Below are 24713 nucleotides of genomic sequence, written 5' to 3'. Positions count from 1 at the left end.
CTTCGACCGTCAGGTTGCAGAGTTCCAGGTCCGGGTCGCGGTCCTGAACCGCTTCACCGCGCTCGGAACGCCCGTCACAGAGGTCGCGGGATAAGTCTGTCCGGGGATGGGGAAGTTCCGGGGGGCAGGTCAACACGAACTACGGAATGCTGTCGCCCGTTGACTTCGAAACCCAGCAGCAGAAACTGAACGAGGCAGGCGTCTAGGAAACTAGGGGCACCTAATGTGTTGGCCATCGGTTAGGCATTGACTTCGGCCATCCGCTTTCATCCAATCTGCACCGGGAATGGCGCCCGGCGCCTCCTCAACTATCGAACACAGGGAGATGGACGATGTACCTGAAGCATGGATTTGGCCGTGCGGCAGCGATTGCCGCGCTGATGGCGGGCACCGCACCCGTGGCAGTCATGGCCGAGACGCCGGCGGACACGCTGGTGATTGCCGATGCCATCGACGACATCGTGTCGATCGACCCGCACGAAGCCTTCGAGTTTTCGGGTGTCGACCTGAACAACAACGTCTATGACACTCTGATCGAACTGGATCCGACCAGGCCCGGCGAGCTTGTCCCCGGTCTGGCAGAAAGCTGGGAAGTGTCCGAAGACGGCACGACCTATACCTTCAAGATCAAGTCGGGCATCACCTTCTCGTCCGGCAACCCGCTGACGGCGGAAGATGCTGCGGGCAGCTTGCGCCGGGTGGTCAAGCTGAACAAGACCCCGGCCTTCATCCTGACCCAGTTCGGCCTGACGCCGGAGAACGTCGACCAGATGATCACTTTCGAGGGCGACACTGTCACGCTGAAGACCGACAAGGCCTACGCGCCGTCCTTCGTCTACAACTGCCTGACGGCCGGGGTGGCCAACATCGTCGACATGAAGACGGTCATGGCGAATGAGGTCGATGGCGACATGGGCAACGCCTGGCTGAAGGCCAACTCGGCCGGGACCGGGGCCTATGTGCTGAAAAGCTTCAAGCCGAACCAGGGCTATGTACTCGAGGCGCGTCAGGGCCATTGGCGCGGCGACGCGAAGATCAAGAACGTGTTCATGCAGCACGTCCCGGAAGGCGCGACCCAGCGCCTGCTCCTGGAAAAGGGCGACATCGACATCGGGCGCGAACTGACCCCGACCGACATCGCAGGCCTCGAGGGCAATGCCGACATCAAGGTGCAGAGCGACGTCGGCGGGCAGATCTACTACCTCGCGTTGAACCAGAAGAAGGCCGAACTGGCCAATCCCAAGGTCCAGGAAGCGATGCGCTGGGCGGTCGATTACGCCGGCATGACCGACAGCATCCTGAAGGGCCAGTGGGTCGTTCACCAGGCTTTCCTGCCGCAGGGCTTCCTGGGTGCGCTGACCGAGACACCCTACAGCCTGGACCTGGAAAAGGCCAAGGCGCTGATGGCCGAATCTGGTGTGACCCTGCCACTGGAGGTCAAGTTCACCGTTCGCAACAACCAGGAACGGATGGACATCGCCACCTCGCTGCAAAACACCTTCGCGCAGATCGGCATCAACCTTGTCCTCGACGTCGGTGACGGCGCGCAGGGTTTGGCGGTCTATCGGGGCCGCCAGCACGAGATGACGCTCCAGACCTGGGGGCCGGACTATCCCGACCCGCACACCAACGCCTCGACCTTCGCCTCGAACCCCGACAACTCGGACGAGGCCAATGCCACGGGCTACCTTGCCTGGCGTACCGCATGGGACCCGGGTGCCGAGATCAACGCCGAAACCGATGCGGCCGTAGTCGAGAAGGACACCGAGAAGCGCAAGGCGATGTATGAGGACCTCCAGGTCAAGGTGCGGGACAATTCCGCCTTCATCTTCATGTTCCAGCAGGCCCGCCAGGACGCGATGCGCGCCAATGTGAGCGGCTTCTATGCCGGTGGGGCGACCGATTCGGCGTCCTACTGGACCGTCACCAAGTGAGCGACCGGGCCGCCGCCCGCCCTGGCGGCGGCCATTTTCCTGCATGACCTCAACTTCCGCCCCGCAATCCCGCAACCGTCTGCTCCCGTTCGTGAAGCAGATCCTGCTTGCATTTGGCACACTGGCCATCACGCTTCTGGGCCTTCTGCTCATCACCTTCGTCATCGCCCGCGTGGTCCCGACCGACCCGGTGCTGTCGATCGTCGGCGAACGTGCCACCCCGGCGCAGATCGCGGCGATACGCGAGAAACTGGGGCTCGACCTGCCGTTGTGGCAGCAGTTCGTCATCTATGTCTGGGATGCGATGCGGGGAGATCTTGGCAACTCCATCAAGACCGGGGCGCCCGTCGCCTCGGAAATCGCGCGCTATTTTCCGGCCACTCTGGAACTTGCGACGCTTGGCACGATCTTCGGAACGCTGGTCGGCGTGCCGGCGGGCGTGCTGGCCGCGACCCGGCCCGGCAGCATTGCCGACCAGATCGTCCGGGTCGTTGGCCTGATGGGTTATTCGATGCCTGTGTTCTGGCTGGGGCTGATCGGCCTTCTGGTCTTTTACGGCCAGCTCGACTGGGTTTCCGGGCCGGGGCGGCTGGACCCGACCTATGACATGATGATGCAGTTCACCTTGACCAGTTACACCGGCATGATCCTGCTCGACAGCGCGCTGAACGGCGCATGGGACGTCTTCGGCAATGCGGTGAGCCACATCATCCTGCCCGCGGGCCTTCTGGGCTATGTCTCGATGGCCTACATCAGCCGCATGACCCGCAGCTTCATGATGAACGAGCTTGGCCAGGAATACATCACCACGGCCCGGGTAAAGGGCATGCCGGAATGGCGGGTGATCTGGGTGCATGCGATGAAGAACGTGCTGGTGCCGCTGATCACCGTCATCGCCCTGTCCTACGCCTACCTGCTGGAAGGCTCGGTCCTGACCGAGACGATCTTCGCCTGGCCCGGCCTTGGCAGCTATATCACCGACGCGCTGTTCTCGGCCGACATGCCGGCGGTGCTGGGCGGCACGGTGGTCGTGGGTGTGGCCTTTGTCACGCTGAACATGGCCTCCGACATCCTTTACCGGCTGGTCGACCCGAGGGCGCGCACATGACCGCACTCCGCGCCTGGCTTTCCGACCCGAACCCCGCCTCGCGGCGGCAGGCCCGGCTGGGGCAGGCCTGGCTCTCCTGGCAACGCATCCGGCGCAACCGGCTGGCAATGGCGGGGCTGGTCATCGTCGGCATCCTGCTGGTAGTCGCTGCCTTTGCCCCACTGATCGCGCCGCATGATCCCCTGACCCAGGACCTGACGCGCCGCCTGCTGCCGCCCGGCACGCCCGGCAACTGGCTCGGCACCGACGATTTCGGCCGGGATATCCTGTCGCGCATCATCTACGGCGCGCGGATCACGCTCTACATCATCGCGCTCGTCGCGGTCACCGCGCCGGTCCTCGGCCTTCTGATCGGCACCGTGGCGGGCTACTTCGGTGGCTGGATCGACGCCGTCCTGATGCGGCTGACCGACATCTTCCTGGCCTTTCCCCGCCTGATCCTGGCGCTGGCACTGGTTGCCGTCCTGGGGCCGGGGATCGAGAACGCCGTCCTCGCCATCGCGCTGACCGCCTGGCCGCCCTATGCCCGCGTCGCACGGGCCGAGACGCTGACCGTCCGCTCCTCGGACTACATTTCCGCGATCCGGTTGCAGGGGGCCAGCGCGCCCCGCATCATCGCAGGCCACGTCGTGCCGATGTGCCTGCCCTCGGTCATCATCCGGGTCACGCTGGACATGGCAGGCGTCATCCTGATCGCTGCGGGCCTGGGATTCCTTGGGCTAGGCGTCCTGCCCCCCACGCCGGAATGGGGCCTGATGATCTCGTCAGGGCGCAAATACCTATTCGAACAGTGGTGGGTCGCCACGATGCCGGGTCTTGCGATCTTCATCGTGAGCCTCGGCTTCAACCTGCTGGGCGACGGATTGCGCGATGTCCTTGACCCAAGGAGTTCCTCGAGATGAGCCTGCTGGAGGTCAGGAACCTGCGCGTCACCTTCGACACCGAGACCGGCAAGGTCGAGGCAGTGCGCGGCGTGTCGTTTTCGCTGGGCCATGAACGGCTGGGAATCGTGGGCGAATCCGGATCGGGCAAGACGATGACGGGCCGCTCGGTGCTGCGGCTGATCCGACCGCCGGGCCGGATCGAGGCCGATGCGATGACCTTCGACGGCCAGGACATCCTGAATGCGTCCGAATGCGACATGCGCGCCCTGCGCGGCAAGCGCATCGGCATGGTGATGCAGGACCCGAAATACAGCCTGAACCCGGTGATGACCGTCGGTCGCCAGTTGACCGAGGGCTTGCGGCTGCGCGACGGGCTGGGCAGGGCCGACGCCACCGCCAAGGCCATTGCCGCGCTTGAGGCCGTGCAGATCCGCGACCCTGCCCGCGTGATGGAGGCCTACCCGCACGAGCTTTCCGGCGGGATGGGGCAGCGGGTGATGATCGCGATGATGCTGATCCCGAAACCCGAACTTCTTATCGCCGACGAGCCGACGAGTGCGCTGGACGTCACGGTTCAGGCCGAGGTGCTGGCGATCCTCGACGGACTGGTCCGCGACCGGGGCATGGGTCTGATCTTCATCAGCCATGACCTGCGGCTGGTGGCGCGGTTCTGCGACCGGGTCCTTGTCATGCACAAGGGGCTGGTGGTGGAGGAGATCGCGGCATCCCATCTGATGGAGGCGAAGCATCCCTACACGAAGGGCCTTCTGAACTGCCTGCCCCGGATCGGTGGCCCGCGTGAGCCGTTGCCGGTGCTCGACCGGGCGGGGTTCTGACGATGGCCCTGATCGAGATCGAGCACCTGAACGTGACCTTCCACGCAAAGGGGCGCGAGGTACAGGCGGTGCGGGACGTCAGCCTGTCGGTGGAGTCCTGCGAGAGCTATGGCCTCGTGGGCGAAAGCGGGTCGGGCAAGTCCACGATCCTGCGGGCGATCTGCGGCATGGCGCCGGTGACTGGCGGCACGATCCGGATCGACGGAAAGCCCGTGCCCACCCCCCGCGGGCGGGCCTTCTCGACCGAGGTGCAGATGGTCTTTCAGGACCCCTATGCAAGCCTCCATCCCCGCCACACCATCGACCGCACCTTGTCGGAACCGCTGGCGATCCACCGAATGCCGGACCGCGACGCCCGCGTGGTGCAGGCCTTGACCGACGTGGGCCTGCCCCCCGCCTTCCGCTTCCGCTATCCCCACCAGCTGTCCGGCGGCCAGCGCCAGCGCGTCGCCATTGCCCGGGCCCTTATGCTGCGGCCGAAGATCCTGCTTCTGGACGAACCGACCAGCGCGCTCGATGCGTCGGTCCAGGCGGAGGTGCTGAACCTGCTGAACCGCCTGCGGGCCGAACAGGGGCTGACCTTCCTGATGGTGTCGCACGATCTGGCGGTGATCGACCACATGTGCGACAGGATCATGGTCCTGCAGCACGGCCGAACGGTGGAAGAGATCGGTCGCGACGACCTTGCGGGCGCCCGGATGACCACCGCCTATGCCCGCAGTCTGTTTGCCGCCAGCGCCGACCGGATGCTGGGCAGCACCTCGGAGTCCGCGCCATGATACCGGTCTTTGATGGCCACAACGACCTTCTGCTGCGGCTGCTCCTGAACCCGGAACGGCGCGACGAGATCTTCCTGACCGGCGAGGGCAAGGGCCATCTTGATCTGCCCCGCATGCAGGCGTCCGGGTTTGCCGGAGGATTCTTCGCAATCTACCTGCCATCGCCCATCGCGCACGACGATCCGGACTACCGGGCAAAGATGGAAAACCCGCCGTATGCTCTGCCGCTGCCCGACCCGATCCCTTTTGCCGAGGCGGTGACTCCCGCTGTCGCGGCGGCAGGGCACCTCTTGTGGATGGAACGCGCCTCGGCGGGCGCGCTGAAGGTCTGCCGCACGGGCGCAGAGGTCCGGGACTGTCTGGCGCAAGGCACCATAGCAGCGATCATGCATATGGAAGGCGCCGAGGCGATCGACGAAAGCCTCGATGCGCTCCACCTTTTCCACGCCGTGGGCCTGCGATCACTGGGGCCGGTCTGGTCGCGGCCGACGATCTTCGGCCACGGCGTGCCCTTTGTCTTTCCCTCCAGCCCCGATACCGGGCCGGGGCTCACGGATGCGGGCAAGCGGCTGGTCAAGGAATGCAACCGGCTTCGAATCATGCTGGACCTCAGCCACATGAACGAAGCCGGGTTCAACGACATCGCCCGCCTGTCCGACGCGCCCATGGTTGCCACCCATTCCAACGCCCACGCGCTTTGCCCGTCGTCGCGGAACCTGACCGACCGGCAACTGGCGATGATCCGAGACAGCGGCGGCATGGTGGGACTGAACTTCTCGGTGTCTTTCCTGCGCCCGGACGGCCGCCAGTTGGCCGAAACCGGATGGGATCCGATCCTGCGCCAGATGGACTATCTGCTGGAGCGGCTGGGAGAAGAGCACCTCGGATTCGGGTCCGACTACGACGGCTGCACCACGCCGGACGTCATCAACGACGTGACTGGCCTGCCAAGACTCATGCAGGCACTGGCAGACCATGGCTACGACCGGCCGCTGCTTGAAAAGCTGGCCCATGCCAACTGGCTTAGGCTTATCGACCGCACGCTTTAAGGTCAGGACTCGCTCTCGCGTCATGGCCAGAACATGACGGTTGCGACCATGGCGACGGCCGGGGGAAAGACCTTCGGGTGGCCGGACCGGTGGCGGGCGGGTGTGGGCTTTCTGATGCTTCCCGTCTAACCGAATGGATTCACGATATGAATCTTGTACGGTCAGAGTTCTGCAACAGCGACGATGTGACCCCGGTTGCTCCTTCAACTCGGCGAAGCCTCCCGGTTTGATCCGGCGAGGTTGCCCCGTCTGAGCAATGGGCGATCTGCGCAGGATTTCATATCCGCCGAGAAGATCGCCTCCTCCGACCCGTTGGGCGGCTCGGGACAATACGTCATGGCATCTGACGGCCCGGCGCGCCGCACCCCGGACTGGGTGTCTGGCCGGTCCTTGGCCCGAATCGCGCATGAAGGCATCCTGAAGCCATTTGATGCGGAGGATTTCGATATGACGGATGTCGATGTGGTCATCGTGGGCGCGGGATGCGCGGGGCTTGGGGCGGCAAAGCGGCTGCTGGCGGCGGGGCGGTCGTTTCAGGTTGTCGAGGCGATGGACCGAATCGGCGGGCGGGCCTGGACCACGACCTCGGACTTCGGCGTTCCCTTCGACATGGGCTGCGCCTGGCTGCATGCGGCCGACCGCAACCCTTTCTTCGCCGAGGCGCAGGCAGCCGGCTGGACGCTCTTTCATCATGACATGGGTCTGGATCACCTGTGGTTCGGCAGGCGCCGGGCGAGTGACGAGGAGATGGCGCGTGTCGCGGCCGCGGACTCGGCGCTGCGGGCCTGTCTGGAGGCGCATGAGGGGCCCGATGACCGGCTGTCGAGTCTGATCGCCGATTGCCATTGCCTGCGGGCGAATTCCACCTTTGCCGGCCCGATGGATTTCGGCGCCGACGACGACGAGATTTCCATCACCGACTACATGGCGGCGGCGGATCTGGACCCGAACTATTTCACCAAGGAGGGTTTCGGCGCCCTGATCCATCGCTGGGGCGCCGATGTGCCGGTGACGCTGGACTGCCCGGTGCGCCGCATCCGCTGGGACGGGCCAGGGGTCGAGGTCGAGACGGCCCGGGGCACGATCCGGGCGAAGGCCGTGATCGTCACCGTCTCGACCGGCGTTCTGGCCTTCGAGGACATTGCGTTCACCCCCGACCTGCCCGCAGGCCATCAGGAAGCGATCTTCGACCTGCCGATGGGCCTTCTGACCAAGATTCCCGTGCGGATCGAAGGCACTCGGCTGGGCCTGAAGCCGTTTGACGATCTGCTGATCGAACGCCATGCGCGGCATGATCTCTATTTCCTGGCCTTTCCCTTCGATCTCGACCTGATGGTCGGCTTCGTCGGCGGCGATTTCGCCTGGGAGATGGAGGCGGCGGGCGCGGCGGCGGCGGTGGATTTCGTGACGGACCGGCTGGCGGATATCTTCGGATCCGACGTGCGCCGCGCGGTGCGGCACGGGACAATGACCAATTGGGGCGCCGAGCGCCATGTCAGGGGAGGCTATGCCGCCGCGCGCCCGGGCAAGGCCCATGCCCGCGAAGTGCTGAAGGACCCCGTGGGCGAGCGGATCTGGTTCGCGGGCGAGGCGCTGGCCGGGGGGCTGAAGCAGACCGCTGCCGGGGCGCGGCTTTCGGGCGAGACGGCGGCGGGGCAGGTGGCCCTATGGCTCGCGGGCCAGGATCACCCGGCGTGAGGTGCTGGCGAACTCGCGCCGGATCAGGATGGCGGTCGCAAGCCCCGTGCCCACGGCAAGGCCCCAGGGGCCTAGAAGCCAGCCGAGCGCGGCCAGCGCGTAGTAGATCGACCGCAGACCCCGGTTGAAGCTTTTCGCGGCGGTGATGTTGATCTCGGCCGCCTGGCCCGCACGATGGAAGGCCAAGGGATCGCCGGGGTCGTTCGGCACCGCAGCCATCAGGATGGAGCAATAGCCGAACAGCCGGTGCGCCCAGACGAATTTCAACAGCGCATTGGCAAGGAAGCCGATCACCGGCAGCATCTTGACCGCGACATCCGGCCCGTCCGCGATCGGCAACTCCTCGGCCAGCCTCTGCACCGCCGCCGCATTGCCGATCACCGCCACCCCGCCGCCGATGGCGATCATGCAGGCCGAGGCGAAGAAGGCCGTCCCCTGGCGCAGGGAGTCGATCAGCGTGGCGTCGAAGATGCGCGGCTGACGGGTGACGAAGGTGCGCATCCAGTCGCGCCGGTAATCCTCCATCAGCCACGAGACCGAGGGCAGGGCGCGGGGCGGATGCTCGCTGATCCAGCCCGCGGCAAGCCAGGCGGCGATCAGAAGGCCCAGCATTGCCAGGTCGAGCACGGGGATCGCGGCAAGGTTCATCGTCATGGCACGGCACAGTAGGGCTGGGGTTTTTTCTTGTCACCCGGCGAAATTGGTTATATTTGTTTACCAGTCAGGAGGGGTTTCCATGCAGATGCCGGAACCGGATCGGGGCGTGCTGGAGCGAAGGGCGGCCATTCTGGCCCGGCTGCGGGCGGTGCTGCCGGCCGACGGGCTGATCGACGCGCCCGAAGAGCTGCGCGTCTATGAATGCGATGCCCTGACCGCCTATCGTTGCCCTCCGCTTGCCGCCGTCCTGCCGCGCACGACCGAAGAAGTCGCGGCGGTGCTGCGGGTCTGCTGGGAGGATGGGGTTCCGGTCGTGCCGCGCGGCTCGGGCACCTCGCTGGCCGGGGGGGCGATGCCGACGGCGGACAGCGTGATCCTGGGCGTGGCGCGGATGAACGCGGTGCTGGAGACCGACTACGAGAACCGCTTCATCCGGGTGCAGTCGGGCCGCACCAACCTGTCGGTCACCGGCGCGGTCGAAGCGGATGGGTTCTTCTACGCGCCCGACCCCTCCAGCCAGCTGGCCTGCGCGATCGCCGGGAACATCGCGATGAACTCGGGCGGGGCGCATTGCCTGAAATACGGGGTCACGACGAACAACCTTCTGGGCGTGACGCTGGTCCGGATGGACGGGACGGTGGTCACGCTGGGCGGCCCCTGGGGCGAGCCGGCGGGGCTCGATCTTCTGGGCGTGGTCTGCGGGTCGGAGGGGCAGCTCGGCGTGGTCACCGAGGCCTGGCTGCGCATCCTGCCCAAGCCCGAGGGCGCGCGGCCGGTGCTGGTCGGGTTCGACTCGAACGAGGTCGCGGGTGCCTGCGTCAGCGACATCATCAAGGCGGGCATCCTGCCAGTCGCGATCGAGTTCATGGATCGCCCCTGCATCCGCGCCACCGAAGCCTTCGCCAAGGCGGGCTACCCGGATTGCGAGGCGCTTCTGATCATCGAGGTCGAGGGGTCCGAGGCCGAGATCAGCGAACAGCTGGCCCGCATCCGCCAGATCGCTCTGGCGCATGACCCGGTCGAATTCCGCGAGGCCGAGGACGAGGATCAGGCCAAACGCATCTGGCTGGGGCGCAAGTCGGCCTTCGGCGCGATGGGGCAGATCAACGACTACATGTGCCTTGACGGGACGATCCCGGTTTCCTCCCTGCCGCATGTGCTGAAGCGGATAGGCGAGATGAGCCGCGAGTTCGGCCTGGACGTGGGCAACGTGTTCCATGCCGGCGACGGCAACATGCACCCCCTGATCCTGTTCGACGCCAACAAGCCCGGCGACCTGGAGAAATGCGAGGCCTTCGGCGCCGAGATCCTGAAGCTGTGTGTCGAGGTCGGCGGCTGTCTGACCGGCGAGCACGGCGTGGGGATCGAGAAGCGCGACCTGATGGCGGTGCAGTTCTCGGCCGCCGACATGGAGGCGCAGATGCGGATCAAGGATGTCTTCGACCCGAAATGGCTGCTGAACCCGGCGAAGGTGTTTCCGCTTGAGACCAGTGCCGGGCGGCGCGCGGTCTGAACCGTCCGGGGGTTTTGCACCCCCGGACCCCCGCAGAGTATTTGGGCAAAGGGCAAGGCATGCGGCCTTCGAGCGAATCGGAACTGGCGGAAGCCGTGGCGGGGGCTGCGGGGCCGCTGCTGGTGCGGGGCGGAGGCACGCGCACCCTGGGCCATGCGGTCGGCGAGGTGCTGGAGACCGCGGGCATCTCGGGGGTAGAACTCTATGAACCGGGCGCGTTGACCCTGGTCGTTCGGGCGGGCACGGCTCTGGCCGAGGTGGAGCGCGTGCTGGCGGGGGAACGGCAGCGGCTGGCCTTCGAGCCCCCGGACCTGCGCGCGATCCTCGGGCGCGAGGGGGTCTCGACCATCGGCGGGGTGGTGGCCGCCAACGGCTCGGGCCCGCGTCGGGTGCAGACGGGGGCGGCCCGCGATGCCGCGCTGGGGGTGCGGTTCGTGGATGGCAGCGGGACGGTGGTGCGCAACGGCGGGCGGGTGATGAAGAACGTCACCGGCTATGACCTGGTGAAGCTGATGGCCGGCAGCCGGGGCGTGCTGGGCGTATTGACCGAGGTGAGCCTGAAGGTGCAGGCGATACCGGAGGCGGAGGCGACGCTGGTCGTCGAGGGTCTGGACGATGCGGCCGGGCTCGCATGTCTGCGGACGGCGCTGGGTTCGCCCTTCGACGTCTCGGGCGCGGCGCGACATTCCGGGCAAAGCCTGATCCGCGTGGAAGGCATGGCCGGGTCCGTCGCCTATCGCATCGGGCGGCTGAAGGCGCTGGTCGGGGGCGAGGCGACGGTGGTCGAGGGGGAGGAAAGCGCCGCGCTCTGGCGCAGGGTGCGCGATGTCGTGCCCTTGCAGGGCAAACCAGGCGAGATCTGGCGGATCGCCACCCTGCCCACGGCGGCGGCCGGGATCGTGGCAGCCGTGGGCGGCACGGCGCTCTGGGACTGGGGCGGGGGGCTGATCTGGCTTTTGACCGAAGCCGGGCGCGGCGCGGAGGTCGCGGCAGCGGTTGCGGGCAAGGGCCATGCGACACTGGTGCGCGGGCAGGGCGGCCCGGTCTTTCCCCCCGAGGCGCCCGAGGTGGCGGCGCTGGTCGCCGGGTTGAAGGCGACGTTCGATCCGAGGGACATTCTCAATCGCGGGATGATGGGCTGATGCAGACGACCTTCACGCCTGAACAGCTGGCCGACCCCGGAATCGCGCGATCGAACGAGATCCTGCGGTCCTGCGTGCATTGCGGCTTCTGCACCGCGACCTGCCCGACCTATCAGGTTCTGGGAGACGAGCTCGACAGTCCGCGCGGGCGGATCTACCTGATCAAGGACATGCTGGAGCAGGGCCGCCCGGCCGACGAGAAGACGGTGAAGCACATCGACCGCTGTCTCTCGTGCCTCGCCTGCATGACGACCTGCCCCTCGGGCGTGCATTACATGCACCTCGTCGATCACGCCCGGGCACATATCGAGAAGACCTATCGCCGACCCTTCATGGACCGGGTGCTGCGCGCGGTGCTGGCCCGGGTGATCCCCTATCCCGGCCGGTTCCGCCTGGCGCTTCTGGCGGCAAGGATCGGCCGGCCCTTCGCCTGGGCGATCCCCGATGCCCGGGTGCAGGCCATGATGCGGATGGCGCCGAAGACCATCCCGCCGGTCAGTCGAAACGACGACCCGCAGGTGTTCCCGGCGCAAGGCGAACGCCGGATGCGCGTGGCGCTGATGACCGGCTGCGCGCAGAAGGCGCTGAACACCGACATCAACGATGCGACGATCCGCCTGTTGCGACGGCTTGGCTGCGAGGTGGTGGTGGCGAAGGGTGCTGGCTGCTGCGGGGCGCTGACGCATCACATGGGCAAGGAGGATCTGGCCCATGCCAGTGCCGCCGCCAACATCCGCGCCTGGATGGCCGAGAAGCGGGCGGCGGGCCTTGATGCCATCGTCATCAACACCAGCGGCTGCGGGACCACGGTCAAGGACTACGGCCACATGTTCCGCACCGATCCCGCCCTGGCCGAGGATGCGGCGACTGTCGCGGGGCTGGCGAAGGACATCAGCGAAGTGCTGACCCGTCTCGGCCTGCCGGAAGGGGCGCCGAAGGGACTGCGCGTCGCCTATCATGCCGCCTGTTCGCTGCAACATGGCCAGCAGATCAAGACCGCGCCGAAGGATCTCTTGAAACGCGCGGGCTTCGAGGTGGTGGAACCCGCCGACAGCCATCTCTGCTGCGGCAGCGCGGGCACCTACAACCTGTTGCAGCCCGAGATCAGTGCCGAGCTGAAGCGGCGCAAGGTGGCCACGCTCGAGGCGAAGCGGCCTCAGGTCATCGCCGCGGGCAACATCGGCTGCATGATGCAGATCGGCTCGGGCACCGGGATTCCGGTCGTCCATACGGTCGAACTGCTCGACTGGGCGACCGGCGGGCCACAGCCGCGGGCCTTGCAGGGCTGAGCGCAACGCCGCGCTTGCGCGACCGGCCGCAAATCCGCCAAACTTCCCGCGTAATGCTGAGGTCCGCGCGGAAAGGGAGGGGGTCCATGCGTCATCTGTTCCCCGGGCTTCTGGCGGCGGGGTTTGCGCTTTGGGCCGCGATAGGGACGGTCAAGCCGGTCCTGTCCGAGGATGCCGGCATGGTTCGGCTTCAGACCGCAGACGATTCCCGCGGTTGGGATGCGGTCGGCAAGCTGATACTGGGCGACCGCGGCTTCTGCACCGGGGCACTGATCGGTCCGCAGCTGGTCCTGACCGCCGCGCACTGCCTTTACGACAAGACCACCGGCGTGCAGCTGCGCCCCGAGGAAATTGAGTTTCAGGCCGGCTTCCGCAATGGCCGGGCCGTCGCCTACCGCCGGGTCAGCCGGGCGGTTGCCCATCCGGGCTATCGCTACGGCACGGCCGACAAGCTGGACCGCGTGACCGACGATGTGGCCCTGCTGGAACTCAGCCAGCCGATCCGGTTGCCGTCGCTGTTGCCCTTCGAGACCGGCGCCGCCCCGGTCGAGGGCGATGCGGTCGATGTCGTCTCCTATGCGCAATACCGCGAGGAGGCACCCTCGATCCAGGAGGCCTGCGAGGTGCTGGCGGGCCGCCGCAACGCCCTGATCCTGACCTGCAACGTCGATTTCGGCTCGTCCGGTGCGCCGGTGTTCAGCGTCCGCGACGGGGTCGCGCGGGTGGTCTCGGTCATCTCGGCCAAGGCCGAGGTCGATGGCCGCAAGGTCGCCCTTGCCGTGCCGCTGGCCGAGCCGCTGGCTGCGCTGCGCAGCGCGCTCGAGGCCAGCAAGGCCGGCTCGGCGGCCGGGGGCAAGTCGGTCAGCATCCTGTCGGGCGGTATCGGATCCGGGGCAAAGTTCCTCAAGCCATGAAAAGCATTTTCGTTCTGCTTGCGGCCCTTCTTGCCGCGGCGGTGTCGCCGCAGGGTGCCGCTGCGCAGAACTCGGGACTTGACGCCTTGCTCACGCGCGAGGAGCTGCGTGGGTTCGAACCCGTGGGCCGGGTCGATATCGAAGGTGGCGGTTTCTGCACCGGCGCGCTGATCGCTCCCGATCTGGTGCTGACTGCCGGTCATTGCGTGCTGGCCAGCGACGGGACCGCTGTCCCGGCTGAGCGCTTCCGCTTTCGCGCCGGGCTGGCCAATGGCACAGCTCTGGCCGAGGCCAACGTCGTCCGCACGATCATCGATCCCGGCTATCGCAGCATGGACCCCGCCCCGCCCGAGATGATCGCCCGCGACGTGGCGCTGTTGCAGCTGGCCGAACCGATCCCGACATCGCTGATTTCGCCACTGACCGTGGCGCGGCCGGGCAATGGTGACGTGGTCAGCGTCGTTTCCTACGCGGTGGGGCGAGAAGAGGTGCTGTCCTGGCAGCGCGTCTGCCATGTGATCGGCCGGCAGGACCAGCTGATCGCGATGGATTGCGATGTCACCTTCGGGTCATCGGGGGCGCCGGTGCTGGACCGGTCGGGCTATCGGGCACGGATCGTCTCGATCATCTCGGCAGGGAGCGAGGAGAACGGCAAGACGATGTCGGTCGGCATGGAACTGCCGGCGCTGGTCGACCGGCTGAAGTCGGCGCTGCGCCGCGGCCAGGCGACCAGCGTGGCAAATACCCCTACCCCCGCGACGGTGTCGGTCGAGTCTGCCACGCCTTCGATGCCCGGCAAGCCGGTGCGGCGGATCGAGTTGCAGGGTGACAAGCGCATCGGCACGAGCGGCGGCCTGCGTCTGGGCGGCGCGGCACCCTGACCCCCCGCCCGGACCGCCTGCGCAGGCTCTTGAAAGCCGCATCGCCCTTTCCTACCTCACAGTCATCCGGGTGCCATGACGGGCCCGGGTGTACCCGCCTTGCCCTTGCCGAGGGAAGGCCCCTGACATCGCTTCCAGGAGGATGACAATGCGCAACCTTGATTTTGCCCCGCTTTACCGCGCCACCGTCGGCTTCGACCGCATCGCCGACCTGATGGACCGGGTCCTGTCCACTGACGTGGCCCAGCCGACCTATCCGCCCTACAACATCGAAAAGACTGCCGAGGACGCCTATCGCATCTCGATCGCCGTGGCCGGGTTCACGCCCGAGGAACTGAGCGTTGAAGTGAAGGACGGTTCGCTCTTCATCTCGGCCCGCAAGTCGGCCGACGAGACCGAGCGCACCTACCTGCACCGCGGCATCGCCACCCGCGCCTTCGAGCGTCGCTTCGCCCTGGCCGACCATGTCCGCGTGACCGGCGCCGTGCACGAGAATGGCATGCTGCACGTCGATCTCGTCCGCGAAGTGCCCGAGGCGATGAAGCCCCGCCGGATCGAGATTACCCGTGCCAACGGCGCGACCCCCGTCATCGAGGCCAAGCCCGAGACGGTGAACTGATCCATCCCTGGCCGCTTGCAGGAGCCCGGGTTCCCGCCCGGGCTCTTTCACGTCTTGCAAGCCGGTTGCAGGCAGCGGATGAAGGGCCAAAGGAAAGGCCCGCCGAATGTCCGATCAGCCGCTGCCCCCCGATCAGATGCAGCCCGCAACCCGCGCCCTGGATGCCGGTCTCGTGCCCGACCCGCTGACCGGGGCCATCGCGCCGAACCTGGTCGCTTCGGTAAACAATGTCTTCGCGCCGGGCTCGGCCGGGTTCTCGGCCGAGGGTGCCGACCTGACCGAACAGCCCTTCCTCTATGCCCGCTGGACCAATCCGACGGTCCGCGCCCTGGAAGAGCGGCTTGCCGGCCTCGACGGCGCCGAGGATGCGCTGGCCACCGCGACCGGCGCCGCCGCCGCCGCCGCCGTGTTCCTGACCTTCCTGAAGGCAGGGATCATCTGATCGTTTCGGACGTGTGCTACGCGGGTGTCTACGAACTGGCCACCCGCGTCCTGCCCGACCTCGGCATCGCGGTCACGCCCTGCGACCTGACCGATCCTGCCGCAGTGCGTGCGGCGCTGCGCCCCGAGACCCGGCTCATCCATGCCGAAACGCCCTATAATCCGATCCTGCGGCTGACCGATCTTGCGGCCCTGTCCGCCCTGGCGCGCGGGGCCGGGGTGCTTCTTTCGGTGGACAGCACGCTGGCGACGCCGGTCATCACCCGGCCTCTGGACCACGGGGCCGACTTCGTGATCCATTCGCTGACCAAGTTCATGAACGGCCATGGCGATGCGCTGGGCGGGGCGGTGATCGGCCGGAAGGATCTCGTCTCGCGCCTCCGCTCGCGTGCCGGGGTGTATCTCGGGGCGAGCCTCTCGGCGCAGAACGCCTGGCTGATCCTGCGCGGACTGGACACGCTGTTCCCCCGGATGCGCATGGCCTGCGCCACGGCGGAACGCCTGGCCGCCTGGCTTGCCGGTCACCCAGCCGTCGCGCATGTCACCTGGCCCGGGGCGGTGGACCATCCGCAGCATGATATCGCCCGGCGCCAGATGGAACTGGGCGGCGCGATGATCGCCTTCCAGACCCGCTCGGACCCCGCGACCGTCGCCGCCCGCATGGCGGAACGGTTCCGCGTGATCCATTATGCCTTTTCCCTGGGCCACCAGAGGTCGATCTGCGTTCACATCGGGACCGGGGAAGTCCAGCGCAGCACCTTCCGCATGGAGGGGGCCGCGCTGGATCGTTGGAAGGACTGGGCGGGCCAGGGGGTCTTTCGGTTGTCCGTGGGCCTGGAAGACCCCGCCGACCTGATCGCTGATCTGGCCCGCGCCCTCGACTGACCGCTCCTCGTCGACTGCGTCGCTCGTCGCTGCGACGAGACGGCGCAGCCGATCGAGGAGCCGCCGCCTATTTCGACAGGCTCTGCGCCAGCCGCATCAGGTTCACCGCCTCGATGCGGTAGCCGAACGGATCGTCGCCCCGGTTCGCCACCGCAAGTTCGATGGCCTCGTCCCAGCCCCAGTCTCCCAGGTAGGCCGAGCCTTGCAACAGCTGGCCGAACCCGGCGATCGCGGCGGCAAAGCGGGTTTCGGCGCTGGCCGGTTCCTGCCCGGTGATCGGCGTCTCGACCAGCGTCGAGGTTTCCGCGCCCGGCGCCTTCCAGCGCAGGCGCAGGAAGCCCAGCTCGCCCGAAGCCTCGCCCGTCGCCGTCGCGTTGCCGTAGCGCAGCGGATCGTTCAACAGCGCGTCCGACCCCGGTGCCGTGACTTCATAGATCGCCGTGACCTGCCGCCCCGCCCCGATCTCGCCCGCGTCCACGCGGTCGTTGTTGAAATCCTCGCGACGCAGGGCGCGGGTCTCGTAGCCGATCAGCCGGTATTCGACGACCGTGGCCGGGTTCCATTCCACCTGGATCTTCACATCGTCCGCGATGGGGAACAGCGCGCCCGTCAGCTGGTCTACCAGCACCTTCCGCGCCTCGCCAAGCGTGTCGATGTAGGCCGCGGTCCCGTTCCCGTTCTGCGCCAGCGCCTGCATCACCGCATCGTCCAGGTTCCCCCGCCCGAAGCCCAGGACCGACAGGTAGGTCCCCGTCGCCCGCTGCCTGGCGACATAGGCCTCCAGCCCGTCCGGGTCGCTGACGCCGACATTGAAGTCGCCATCCGTCGCCAGAAGGATCCGCGTGATCTCGCCGTCCGCCTTCATCCCCTCGGCCACCCGGTAGGCCAGCTCCAGCCCCTCAGCCCCCGCCGTGGACCCGCCCGCCATAAGGTTGTCGAGCGCCGAAAGGATCGCCGCCCGGTCCCCCGCCCTGGTCGGCGGCAGCACCTCGCCGGCCGAGCCGGCATAGGTGACGATGGCCACCTGATCCTCGGGGCGCAGCTCCGCCAGCATCAGGGACAGCGACTGCTTCAGAAGCGGCAGCTTGTTGGCATCCTCCATCGACCCCGAGGTGTCGATCAGGAACACAAGGTTCAGCGGAGGCCGTGCGGCCACTTCGGGCAAGGCCCCCTGGATGCCGATGGTCACCAGCCGCGTGCCGGGGTTCCAGGGCGTCGGCATCACGGCGATGGTCGAGGCGAAGGCCGCGTCCCCCTCGGGTGCCGCATAGGCATAGGGGAAATAGTTCACCATCTCCTCGATCCGCACCTGGTCGGGCGTCGGCAGATAGCCCGCGGTCAGCGAGGACCGCACCACGGCATAGGACGCGGTATCCACGTCGATCGAGAAGGTCGAGACGGGTTCTTCCGCCGTCACCTTCACCGGGTTCGGGGCGGCGTTGGCATAAGCCTCGGTGTCCTCCATCGGGAAGACCCGGACATCCGGGGCAGACACGGAGGGCAGGGCTGCCGGAGCAGAGGCGAAGTCCTCCGACCTCTTGGCCTTGGTCCGGGCGCGGGGTGCGGCATCCATGGCCAGCCCGACGGCCCCCGGATCGACGGGCAGCGCGTCTGTTGCCATCTCCGGCTGCGGCGTCTCGGCAAGGTTGTCGCCTTCCGGGCTGATGGCAGTCGGCGGCGGGGCGGGCTCGACCGGAGCCAGCCGGGCAGGGTCATGGGGCACGGGAAGCGCAAGGGGTTCAGGCGCCGCCGGTTCGGCCTCGGCCATCGTCGAGTCGGTTGTGCCCGCGCCAGTCACCGGAGCGACCGGCGCAGTTTCGGTCTGGCTCTGCGCCGCGACGGTGTCGGGCTTCGGGGCCTCGGCATCGGTGATCGCCGGTGCGGGTCTGTCGGGCGCACCGATCCGCAGGTCGGTGACCGGCAGGATCACTGCCACCCCGATCAGCAAGGCGGCTGCCGAGGTGGTCATGGCAAGGGCAGGGCGGGCAGTCAGGTAGTGGAACATGCGACGTACTCCGTTCAGGGGGGCCGCGCCGTGGCGGTCCTCACTGGAACGGACGGGCCCGTTCGATTCTTGGAGCCGGTCGAAATTTTCCACCGCCAGCCGCATCGCCCGCGCCTTCGCATCTGCGTCCGGGGGCGGCGCCGCCTTCAGGGCACGGCGGAGGTCGTCGAGATCGTCGGTCATTCCGCCTCCTCCCTTGCCATGGCCCGCAGCCGTTTCTTCACTTCACTCATCCGCCAGGCGATCGTGCCCTCGGACACGCCCAGCACCGCCCCGGCCTCGGCCTGGGTCATCTCCTCGCCCAGCACCAGCGCCACGGTATCCCGCAACTCGGGCGAAAGCCGCGTCATCGCTTGGGCCAGCCAGTCCGCCGCCTCGGCTTGCGATGCGATCTCGTCCTGCCGCGCGATCTCCCAGTCGCCCCAGCCCTGCGCGGCGCGCGCCCGGGTCGCCTGCCGCCGCCGCAGGTCATGCGCCGCATTCACCACCACGCGGTAAAGCCAGGTTGTGAACCTTGCCTCGCCCCGCCAGTTGCGCAGCTTGGACGGAAGTGCGGCGCAGATGTCCTGCGCCAGGTCCTCGGCCTCGGCCTTCGAGCCGGTCAGCCGCCAGGCCAGGCCGTGAACCCGGTCATAGTGGCGCCCGACCAGCGTGGCAAAGGCCGCCCGGTCGCCCCGGGCGGCAGCGGCAGCCAGCAACTCGTCGGACGTTTCCATCAGCATCACGTTACCTGTGACGCAGCCCGGCCGGCAATCCTTGGGCCGGGCACGGAAATCCCGACCCCGCACGAAAAGCGACCCGGCCCGGGACGGGGCCGGGCCGGGTGACGGAACGGGGTCCGGTTCGGCGCGCAAGGCGGCGATCAGTAGATCATGCCGTCGTAGAGGCCATAGGCCCCCGAGGTGCTGCGCAGGCTGGCCGAGGCGCCCTCGTCGCGGGCATAGGCCACGATCGCGTTGTAGGTGCCGGGCCCGAAGGCGCCGTCGATGCCGCCGCGATAGTAGCCCCAGGCGCGGAGGTTGCGCTGGATCGCCTTGCGTTCCGACAGCGAATAGCTCTGGAAGGCGCGGGCGGCAGGGGTCGAATAGATCGAGGTGCTGGCCGTGCGGCGCGGCTCGACATAGCTGTGGCGCGGCTCGACGAAGGTCGGCGCCGGAGCGACATAGACCGGGGCCGCCATCCGGGCGCGGCGGTTCTTGATGATCTCATCGACGATCACCGCCGTTGCGACACCGGCGACGAAGCCCTGTTCCTTGTCGCCCCAGGCAAGCGCCGGGGTGGCGGGAACAGCGGCGACCGAAAGCGCGGTCAGGCCGGCAAGCAGGGTGGTCTTCGCAGCGTTTAACGAGAGCAGCATGGCATGTCCTTTCGTGAGTGACCCGAGGCAGCCGGGCCGATGCCATCGGTTATGGGCATCCGTGTCACGCTAGGCAAAATCAGGCGGGCGCTAGGGAAGAACGCCCGCCTGCTATCGGATAACATAAGTATTTTCAGATGGTTGGGCGATCCTTCAGGTCTCGCAAGGCAGCGGAAAGCCGGTCTAAACCTTCGTTGAGGCGCGATTCCGGCCCGCCGCCCGCCCCGATGCGCAGATGGTGGGGCAATCCGTAGGCCGAGCCGGGCAGGAGGAAGGTCCGGTAGGGCGGCCGCAACAGCGCGCGGGCCAGCGATTCGCCGTCCGAGCCCTCCAGTCGGGCCAGTCCGATCAGACCGGCCTCCGGGCGATGCCAGGACAGCCGGGGCTCTTCCGCCACAAAGCGGTCCAGCAGGTCCAGCGTGACCCGCCCCTCGTCCCGCGCGCGGGACAGCGCGGCCGCCAGCCGGTCGGGCCGCAGCGCCAGTTCGGCGATATGCTCGCCAAGGATGTTCATGATCTCCGACCCGTTCTCGCGCAGGATCATCGCGGCGCGGATCACCTCCGGCGACTGGCAGACCATCCAGCCGGTGCGCAGGCCCTGCAAGCCCAGGGCCTTCGACACCGATCCGGTGGTGATCCCGAACCGCGTCATCCCGGCGATGGCGGGCGGGCGCGGTCCGGTCCACTCAAGCCCGGCATAGACCTCGTCCACCACCAGCCAGATGCCATGCCGCTCGGCCAGCTCGGCCAGGGCGCGCAGGTCGGCCTCGGGGATCAGCCGCCCGGTCGGGTTGTTGGGATTGGTCAGGAAGACCATCCGGGTCCGGGGGGTGATCGCCGCCGCCACCGCATCCGGGTCGAGCCACCAGCCGCGCGCTTCGTCCCGCGCCACCTCGACCAGCCGCGCACCGATGGCCCTGGCCATCACCCCCGCCTGCGGCCAGCCGGGCGCCTCGGTGACGATCTCGTCGCCGGCGGACAGAAGCTGGCGGAACAGAAGATAATTCGCCTCGGCCGCCCCCGCCGTGATGAGGACAGACTCCAACGGCACCGACAGCCCCGTCTGGTCCAGCACCCGCTGCCGCAGCGCGGGAAGGCCGAGGAAGCTTTTCCCGTTCCAGTCCAGCGACAGCTCGGGGTCGAGGTCGGGCAGGAAGTCCTTCAGCCGCGGCGACCGCGCGAGCGAAAAGCCGATGAAACACTCCGGCGGGTCCTGCGCGGTGGTCTCCAAGAGGTAATCGAACAGCTTGTGAATGGTGACCTTCATCCGCCCTCTCGCGCCCCCCGGACTTTTCGAAAAGTCCGGACCGGAGCCTTCAAAGGCTCCGTTGCGATTTCTGCGAAGAAATCGCTCCCCCTCACCGCACGTCGCGTCCCTGGTTCAGGATGATGACATTGCCCGAGGACACATCCCCCGCGGGCGAGATCAGGAACCCGACCCAGGCCGCGATCTCCTCGGGCCGCATGGCGTGCCCATGCGGCATGGCGCTGATCGCGCGGGCCAGCACCTCCTCGGTCAGCACTTTGAACAAGGGTGTCTCGGTCATCGCCGGGGCAATCGAGTTCACCGCGATCCTCTCTCGCGCATAGCGCCGCGCCAAGTCCTTCGTCAGCGTGTCCATCGCCGCCTTCGCGGCCCGGTAATGCGGCGGGTCGAAGACATCGAAGTTGTAGGCGCCGTTTGACGAGATGTTGACGATCTTGCGCACTCCCGGCCGCCCCGCCATCGCCTTCACCGCCTGCTGACAGCAATGGAAGGCGGACGAAAAGTTGACCGCCATCTGCCGGTCCAGTTCGGCGGCCGGAATGTCGGGGAAGTCCGACATGAAGCAGGTCCCGGCGTTGTTGACCAGCGCGTCCACCCCGCCGAACCGCGCCACCAGCCGGTCGAAAAGGTCCGCGATCGCCTCCGCATCAGTCAGGTCCACCGCCTCGGCCACGAAGCCCTCGCGGTCTGCCGCCATCGCCAAGAGCGCCGCGCCGTCGATATCGACGCCGACCACCGTCAGCCCATCCGCCAAAAGCCGGTCGACGAAGGCCCGCCCCAACCCCCCGGCGGCCCCGGTCACGACAGCGATGCGATTGGACATGGTTCCCCCCGGACATGGAGAAGCCAGCCTAGGCCAAGGCCCGGGCCGGCTCAATCCGTGTCACGAGGCTCAGGGCGCTTTCGGAAGCTTGTCGAAATCCGCCGCCGAATGGCGCTCGGGCAGCTTTTCCCAGTCCTCGCCCCAGGAGCGGTTGACCTTGCGGCCCCGCACCACCGCAGGCCGCGCGTCGATGCGCTTGGCCCAGGCCATGACGTGCTTGTAGCTTTCCACGTCCAGGAACTCGGTCGCGTTGTAGGCCCGGCCCAGCACCAGGCTGCCATACCAGGCATAGATCGCCATGTCGGCCAGCGAATAGTCCCCGGCCATCCACTCATGTGTCGCCAGATGCCGGTCGAGCACGTCGAGCTGTCGCTTCGTCTCCATCGCATAGCGGTTGATCGCGTATTCGATCTTCACCGGCGCATAGGCGTAGAAATGCCCGAAGCCGCCGCCGACAAAGGGCGCCGAGCCCATCTGCCAGAAGAGCCACGAAAACATCTCGGTCCGTTGCGACGGGTCCTTCGGGATGAAGGCGCCGCCGAATTTCTCGGCGAGGTAGAGCATGATCGAGGCGCTCTCGAACACCCGCTGCGGCGGGTTGACGGAGTGGTCCATCAGCGCCGGGATCTTCGAGTTCGGGTTTACCGCGACGAAGCCCGACCCGAACTGGTCGCCCTTGCCGATGTCGATCAGCCAGGCGTCGTATTCGGCATCGTGGCCGGCCTCCAGAAGCTCCTCCAGAAGGATCGTGACCTTTATCCCGTTCGGCGTCGCCATGGAGTAAAGCTGCAAGGGGTGCTTGCCCACCGGCAGTTCCTTGTCGTGCGTGGCACCTGCGACGGGGCGGTTGATGTTGGCGAAGGCGCCGCCCGAGGGCTGCTCCCATTTCCAGACCTTGGGCGGAGTATAGTCGTTCGGCATCGGAAATCCCCCGAGTTGCGGATCGGTAACGAAGCTAGTGCCTCGGGTCGCCTTGCACCAGAGGCCCGAAACAGCGGGTCGGGACTGCCGGAATGCACAGCACAAATGGCAAGGGGCGGCCCCAGCGGACCGCCCCCCTTCGCCCTGTCCAGCCCGTCAGATCGACAGGCAGACGTACTTCAGCTCCATGTAGTCATCGAGGCCATGCCGCGAACCCTCGCGCCCCAGGCCCGACTGCTTGACGCCCCCGAAGGGCGCCATCTCGTTGGAAATCAGGCCGGTGTTGACCCCCACCATCCCGTATTCCAGCGCCTCCTGCACCCGGGTGATGCGGCCGATGTCGCGGGCGTAGAAGTAGGAGGCCAGGCCGAAGATCGTGTTGTTGGCCATGGCGATGACCTCTTCCTCGGTCTCGAATTTGAAGAGGGGGGCGAGCGGGCCGAAGGTCTCTTCCTGTGCGACCTTCATGTCGGGTTGCACGCCGGTCACCACGGTCGGCTCGAAGAAGGTCCCGCCCAGTTCGTGCCGACGGCCCCCGGTGACGACCTTGCCGCCGCCGGCGAGCACGTCCTGGATATGCTCCTCGACCTTCTCGACCGCGGCCTCGTTGATCAGGGGGCCGGTGGTGACGCCGGGCTTCAGCCCGTCACCGATCGACAGCTTCTTCACCGCGGCCGCCAGCCTTTCGGCGAAGGCGTCATAGACGCCGGCCTGGACATAGATCCGGTTGGCGCAGACGCAGGTCTGGCCGTTGTTGCGGAACTTGGAAATCATCGCGCCTTCCACCGCCGCATCCAGATCGGCGTCGTCGAAGACGATGAAGGGGGCGTTGCCGCCAAGCTCCATGCTGCATTTCAGGATCTGGTCGGCGGCCTGCTTCAACAGGATGCGCCCCACTTCGGTCGACCCGGTGAAGGTCAGCTTGCGGATCAGCGGGTTCTCGCAGAACTCCTTGCCGATGTCCGAGGACCGCTTCGAGGTGATGACCGAGAAGAGGCCCGCCGGAACCCCGGCGCGTTCGGCCAGCACTGCCAGCGCCAGGGCCGACAGCGGGGTCTCGGCGGCGGGGCGCGCGACGAAGCCGCAGCCGGCGGCCAGCGCCGGGGCCACCTTGCGCGCGATCATCGCGTTCGGGAAGTTCCAGGGCGTGATCGACGCGGCGACGCCGATCGGCTGCTTCAGCACATGGATGCGCTTGTCGCGCTGGTGGCCGGGGATGATGTCGCCATAGGTGCGCTTGGCTTCCTCGCCGTAGAACTCGATGTAGCTGGCGCCATAGGCGATCTCGCCCTTGGCCTCGGCGAGCGGCTTGCCCATTTCTGCGGTCAGGATGGTGGCAAGGTCGTCCTGGTTCGCCATGCAGAGGTCGAACCAGCGCCGCAGGACCTGGGCGCGTTCCTTGGCGGTGCGGGCCGCCCATTCGCGGTGGGCAGCGTGGGCGGCCTTGATGGCGCGAGCGGTTTCGGCCCTGCCCAGATTCGGCAGTTCGCAGATCACGTCGCCGCGCGCGGGGTTGGTCACGGGAAAGGTAGTGCCGTCATCAGCGTCGATCCACTCTCCGGCGACATAGGATTTCTTCGCCAGAAGCGAGGGATCTTTCAAAAGCGATGCGAGATCGGTCACGGAATCGAGCATGGGTGGGCCCTCCTTGTGCTTTAGCCGACAGGTGCCATGCGGGGGGCGCCATGTCCAGTTGCAAGGCGGTTGTCAG

21 protein-coding genes and 1 pseudogene are annotated in these 24713 nt (G+C 67.3%); 14 read left to right on the top strand and 8 right to left on the bottom strand.

All coding sequences use genetic code 11. From position 1 onward, the window contains the following. Positions 1-332 precede the first annotated feature (332 nt). From ACK4IU_RS14840 to ACK4IU_RS14810, 7 genes are all read left to right on the top strand, one after another. Entirely contained in the window at positions 333-1934 is a 1602-nt protein-coding gene (locus ACK4IU_RS14840) for an ABC transporter substrate-binding protein (RefSeq protein ID WP_409736573.1), read from the top strand. A gap of 43 nt (positions 1935-1977) precedes the next feature. Beyond that, positions 1978-3042: an ABC transporter permease gene (locus ACK4IU_RS14835; protein ID WP_409736571.1), complete on the top strand. Its 1065-nt coding sequence runs from the start codon at positions 1978-1980 to the stop codon at positions 3040-3042. Continuing rightward, positions 3039-3944 carry an ABC transporter permease gene (locus tag ACK4IU_RS14830; protein ID WP_409736569.1) on the top strand — a complete coding sequence of 302 codons (906 nt, stop codon included), beginning with the start codon at positions 3039-3041 and terminating at the stop codon, positions 3942-3944. The genes ACK4IU_RS14835 and ACK4IU_RS14830 overlap by 4 nt, the downstream gene beginning before the upstream one ends. Next, a complete protein-coding gene (locus tag ACK4IU_RS14825; protein WP_409736567.1) occupies positions 3941-4762 on the top strand; it encodes an ABC transporter ATP-binding protein in 822 nt (273 codons plus the stop codon). Before ACK4IU_RS14830 ends, ACK4IU_RS14825 begins: the two co-directional genes overlap by 4 nt. 2 nt (positions 4763-4764) lie before the next feature. Next, positions 4765-5541 (top strand): ABC transporter ATP-binding protein, encoded by a 777-nt coding sequence (locus tag ACK4IU_RS14820; protein ID WP_409736565.1) that lies wholly within the window; start codon positions 4765-4767, stop codon positions 5539-5541. Further along, on the top strand, positions 5538-6590 hold the full coding sequence (locus ACK4IU_RS14815; protein WP_409736563.1) for a dipeptidase: 1053 nt from the start codon (positions 5538-5540) through the stop codon (positions 6588-6590). The genes ACK4IU_RS14820 and ACK4IU_RS14815 overlap by 4 nt, the downstream gene beginning before the upstream one ends. 447 nt (positions 6591-7037) lie before the next feature. Then, positions 7038-8288: a flavin monoamine oxidase family protein gene (locus ACK4IU_RS14810; RefSeq protein WP_409736561.1), complete on the top strand. Its 1251-nt coding sequence runs from the start codon at positions 7038-7040 to the stop codon at positions 8286-8288. On the opposite strand, the gene ACK4IU_RS14805 is transcribed toward ACK4IU_RS14810, so the two are convergent. Further along, entirely contained in the window at positions 8256-8942 is a 687-nt protein-coding gene (locus tag ACK4IU_RS14805) for a DUF599 domain-containing protein (protein ID WP_149587926.1), read from the bottom strand. The two genes, ACK4IU_RS14810 and ACK4IU_RS14805, sit on opposite strands and share 33 nt — an antisense overlap. An 82-nt stretch (positions 8943-9024) precedes the next feature. On the opposite strand from ACK4IU_RS14805, the gene ACK4IU_RS14800 reads away from it, so the two are divergent. The 7 genes and pseudogenes from ACK4IU_RS14800 to ACK4IU_RS14770 all read left to right on the top strand — a co-directional run bounded on the left by ACK4IU_RS14800 (position 9025) and on the right by ACK4IU_RS14770 (position 16629). Further along, positions 9025-10458: an FAD-linked oxidase C-terminal domain-containing protein gene (locus ACK4IU_RS14800; RefSeq protein ID WP_409736558.1), complete on the top strand. Its 1434-nt coding sequence runs from the start codon at positions 9025-9027 to the stop codon at positions 10456-10458. Between the two features lie 59 nt (positions 10459-10517). After that, positions 10518-11600, top strand: coding sequence for an FAD-binding protein (locus ACK4IU_RS14795; protein ID WP_409736556.1), 1083 nt, complete (start codon positions 10518-10520; stop codon positions 11598-11600). Beyond that, positions 11600-12889, top strand: a complete 1290-nt coding sequence (gene glcF / locus ACK4IU_RS14790; RefSeq protein WP_409736554.1) for a glycolate oxidase subunit GlcF — start codon at positions 11600-11602, stop codon at positions 12887-12889. The genes ACK4IU_RS14795 and glcF overlap by 1 nt, the downstream gene beginning before the upstream one ends. A gap of 86 nt (positions 12890-12975) precedes the next feature. Then, a complete protein-coding gene (locus ACK4IU_RS14785; RefSeq protein WP_409736552.1) occupies positions 12976-13803 on the top strand; it encodes a trypsin-like serine peptidase in 828 nt (275 codons plus the stop codon). Continuing rightward, the gene (locus ACK4IU_RS14780; protein WP_409736550.1) at positions 13800-14684 is read left to right on the top strand and encodes a trypsin-like serine peptidase; all 885 of its coding nucleotides are present in this window, start codon (positions 13800-13802) and stop codon (positions 14682-14684) included. The genes ACK4IU_RS14785 and ACK4IU_RS14780 overlap by 4 nt, the downstream gene beginning before the upstream one ends. 148 nt (positions 14685-14832) lie before the next feature. Beyond that, positions 14833-15303 (top strand): Hsp20 family protein, encoded by a 471-nt coding sequence (locus ACK4IU_RS14775; protein WP_149587932.1) that lies wholly within the window; start codon positions 14833-14835, stop codon positions 15301-15303. A gap of 106 nt (positions 15304-15409) precedes the next feature. Beyond that, a pseudogene (locus tag ACK4IU_RS14770) lies at positions 15410-16629 on the top strand (trans-sulfuration enzyme family protein). 67 nt (positions 16630-16696) lie between these two features. Here the strand turns inward: ACK4IU_RS14770 and ACK4IU_RS14765 are convergent. From ACK4IU_RS14765 to ACK4IU_RS14735, 7 genes are all read right to left on the bottom strand, one after another. After that, on the bottom strand, positions 16697-18817 hold the full coding sequence (locus ACK4IU_RS14765) for a von Willebrand factor type A domain-containing protein (protein WP_409736548.1): 2121 nt from the start codon (positions 18815-18817) through the stop codon (positions 16697-16699). Beyond that, positions 18814-19350 carry an RNA polymerase sigma factor gene (locus tag ACK4IU_RS14760; protein WP_149588044.1) on the bottom strand — a complete coding sequence of 179 codons (537 nt, stop codon included), beginning with the start codon at positions 19348-19350 and terminating at the stop codon, positions 18814-18816. Before ACK4IU_RS14760 ends, ACK4IU_RS14765 begins: the two co-directional genes overlap by 4 nt. Positions 19351-19496: 146 nt before the next feature. Then, on the bottom strand, positions 19497-19991 hold the full coding sequence (locus ACK4IU_RS14755; RefSeq protein ID WP_409736546.1) for a peptidoglycan-binding domain-containing protein: 495 nt from the start codon (positions 19989-19991) through the stop codon (positions 19497-19499). A gap of 133 nt (positions 19992-20124) precedes the next feature. Then, positions 20125-21258 (bottom strand): pyridoxal phosphate-dependent aminotransferase, encoded by a 1134-nt coding sequence (locus ACK4IU_RS14750; protein ID WP_409736544.1) that lies wholly within the window; start codon positions 21256-21258, stop codon positions 20125-20127. Positions 21259-21349: 91 nt separating this feature from the next. Continuing rightward, positions 21350-22081: an SDR family NAD(P)-dependent oxidoreductase gene (locus ACK4IU_RS14745; protein WP_409736542.1), complete on the bottom strand. Its 732-nt coding sequence runs from the start codon at positions 22079-22081 to the stop codon at positions 21350-21352. 69 nt (positions 22082-22150) lie between these two features. Continuing rightward, positions 22151-23002, bottom strand: a complete 852-nt coding sequence (gene yghU / locus ACK4IU_RS14740; RefSeq protein ID WP_409736540.1) for a glutathione-dependent disulfide-bond oxidoreductase — start codon at positions 23000-23002, stop codon at positions 22151-22153. A 156-nt stretch (positions 23003-23158) separates the two neighbouring features. Continuing rightward, entirely contained in the window at positions 23159-24637 is a 1479-nt protein-coding gene (locus tag ACK4IU_RS14735) for an NAD-dependent succinate-semialdehyde dehydrogenase (protein WP_409736538.1), read from the bottom strand. Positions 24638-24713 lie beyond the last annotated feature (76 nt).

The organism is Tabrizicola flagellatus (assembly GCF_046295235.1).
GTDB lineage: Bacteria > Pseudomonadota > Alphaproteobacteria > Rhodobacterales > Rhodobacteraceae > Tabrizicola > Tabrizicola flagellata_A.
This window is presented reverse-complemented; position numbering and strand designations above follow the sequence as displayed.

What these genes read in the sequence shown, in the direction of transcription:
- ACK4IU_RS14840 (WP_409736573.1), top strand. Translation starts at nt 333, where the DNA reads ATGTACCTGAAGCATGGATTTGGCCGTGCGGCAGCGATTGCCGCGCTG.
- ACK4IU_RS14835 (WP_409736571.1), top strand. Translation starts at nt 1,978, where the DNA reads ATGACCTCAACTTCCGCCCCGCAATCCCGCAACCGTCTGCTCCCGTTC.
- ACK4IU_RS14830 (WP_409736569.1), top strand. Translation starts at nt 3,039, where the DNA reads ATGACCGCACTCCGCGCCTGGCTTTCCGACCCGAACCCCGCCTCGCGG.
- ACK4IU_RS14825 (WP_409736567.1), top strand. Translation starts at nt 3,941, where the DNA reads ATGAGCCTGCTGGAGGTCAGGAACCTGCGCGTCACCTTCGACACCGAG.
- ACK4IU_RS14820 (WP_409736565.1), top strand. Translation starts at nt 4,765, where the DNA reads ATGGCCCTGATCGAGATCGAGCACCTGAACGTGACCTTCCACGCAAAG.
- ACK4IU_RS14815 (WP_409736563.1), top strand. Translation starts at nt 5,538, where the DNA reads ATGATACCGGTCTTTGATGGCCACAACGACCTTCTGCTGCGGCTGCTC.
- ACK4IU_RS14810 (WP_409736561.1), top strand. Translation starts at nt 7,038, where the DNA reads ATGACGGATGTCGATGTGGTCATCGTGGGCGCGGGATGCGCGGGGCTT.
- ACK4IU_RS14805 (WP_149587926.1), bottom strand. Translation starts at nt 8,942, where the DNA reads ATGACGATGAACCTTGCCGCGATCCCCGTGCTCGACCTGGCAATGCTG.
- ACK4IU_RS14800 (WP_409736558.1), top strand. Translation starts at nt 9,025, where the DNA reads ATGCAGATGCCGGAACCGGATCGGGGCGTGCTGGAGCGAAGGGCGGCC.
- ACK4IU_RS14795 (WP_409736556.1), top strand. Translation starts at nt 10,518, where the DNA reads ATGCGGCCTTCGAGCGAATCGGAACTGGCGGAAGCCGTGGCGGGGGCT.
- glcF (WP_409736554.1), top strand. Translation starts at nt 11,600, where the DNA reads ATGCAGACGACCTTCACGCCTGAACAGCTGGCCGACCCCGGAATCGCG.
- ACK4IU_RS14785 (WP_409736552.1), top strand. Translation starts at nt 12,976, where the DNA reads ATGCGTCATCTGTTCCCCGGGCTTCTGGCGGCGGGGTTTGCGCTTTGG.
- ACK4IU_RS14780 (WP_409736550.1), top strand. Translation starts at nt 13,800, where the DNA reads ATGAAAAGCATTTTCGTTCTGCTTGCGGCCCTTCTTGCCGCGGCGGTG.
- ACK4IU_RS14775 (WP_149587932.1), top strand. Translation starts at nt 14,833, where the DNA reads ATGCGCAACCTTGATTTTGCCCCGCTTTACCGCGCCACCGTCGGCTTC.
- ACK4IU_RS14765 (WP_409736548.1), bottom strand. Translation starts at nt 18,817, where the DNA reads ATGACCGACGATCTCGACGACCTCCGCCGTGCCCTGAAGGCGGCGCCG.
- ACK4IU_RS14760 (WP_149588044.1), bottom strand. Translation starts at nt 19,350, where the DNA reads ATGGAAACGTCCGACGAGTTGCTGGCTGCCGCTGCCGCCCGGGGCGAC.
- ACK4IU_RS14755 (WP_409736546.1), bottom strand. Translation starts at nt 19,991, where the DNA reads ATGCTGCTCTCGTTAAACGCTGCGAAGACCACCCTGCTTGCCGGCCTG.
- ACK4IU_RS14750 (WP_409736544.1), bottom strand. Translation starts at nt 21,258, where the DNA reads ATGAAGGTCACCATTCACAAGCTGTTCGATTACCTCTTGGAGACCACC.
- ACK4IU_RS14745 (WP_409736542.1), bottom strand. Translation starts at nt 22,081, where the DNA reads ATGTCCAATCGCATCGCTGTCGTGACCGGGGCCGCCGGGGGGTTGGGG.
- yghU (WP_409736540.1), bottom strand. Translation starts at nt 23,002, where the DNA reads ATGCCGAACGACTATACTCCGCCCAAGGTCTGGAAATGGGAGCAGCCC.
- ACK4IU_RS14735 (WP_409736538.1), bottom strand. Translation starts at nt 24,637, where the DNA reads ATGCTCGATTCCGTGACCGATCTCGCATCGCTTTTGAAAGATCCCTCG.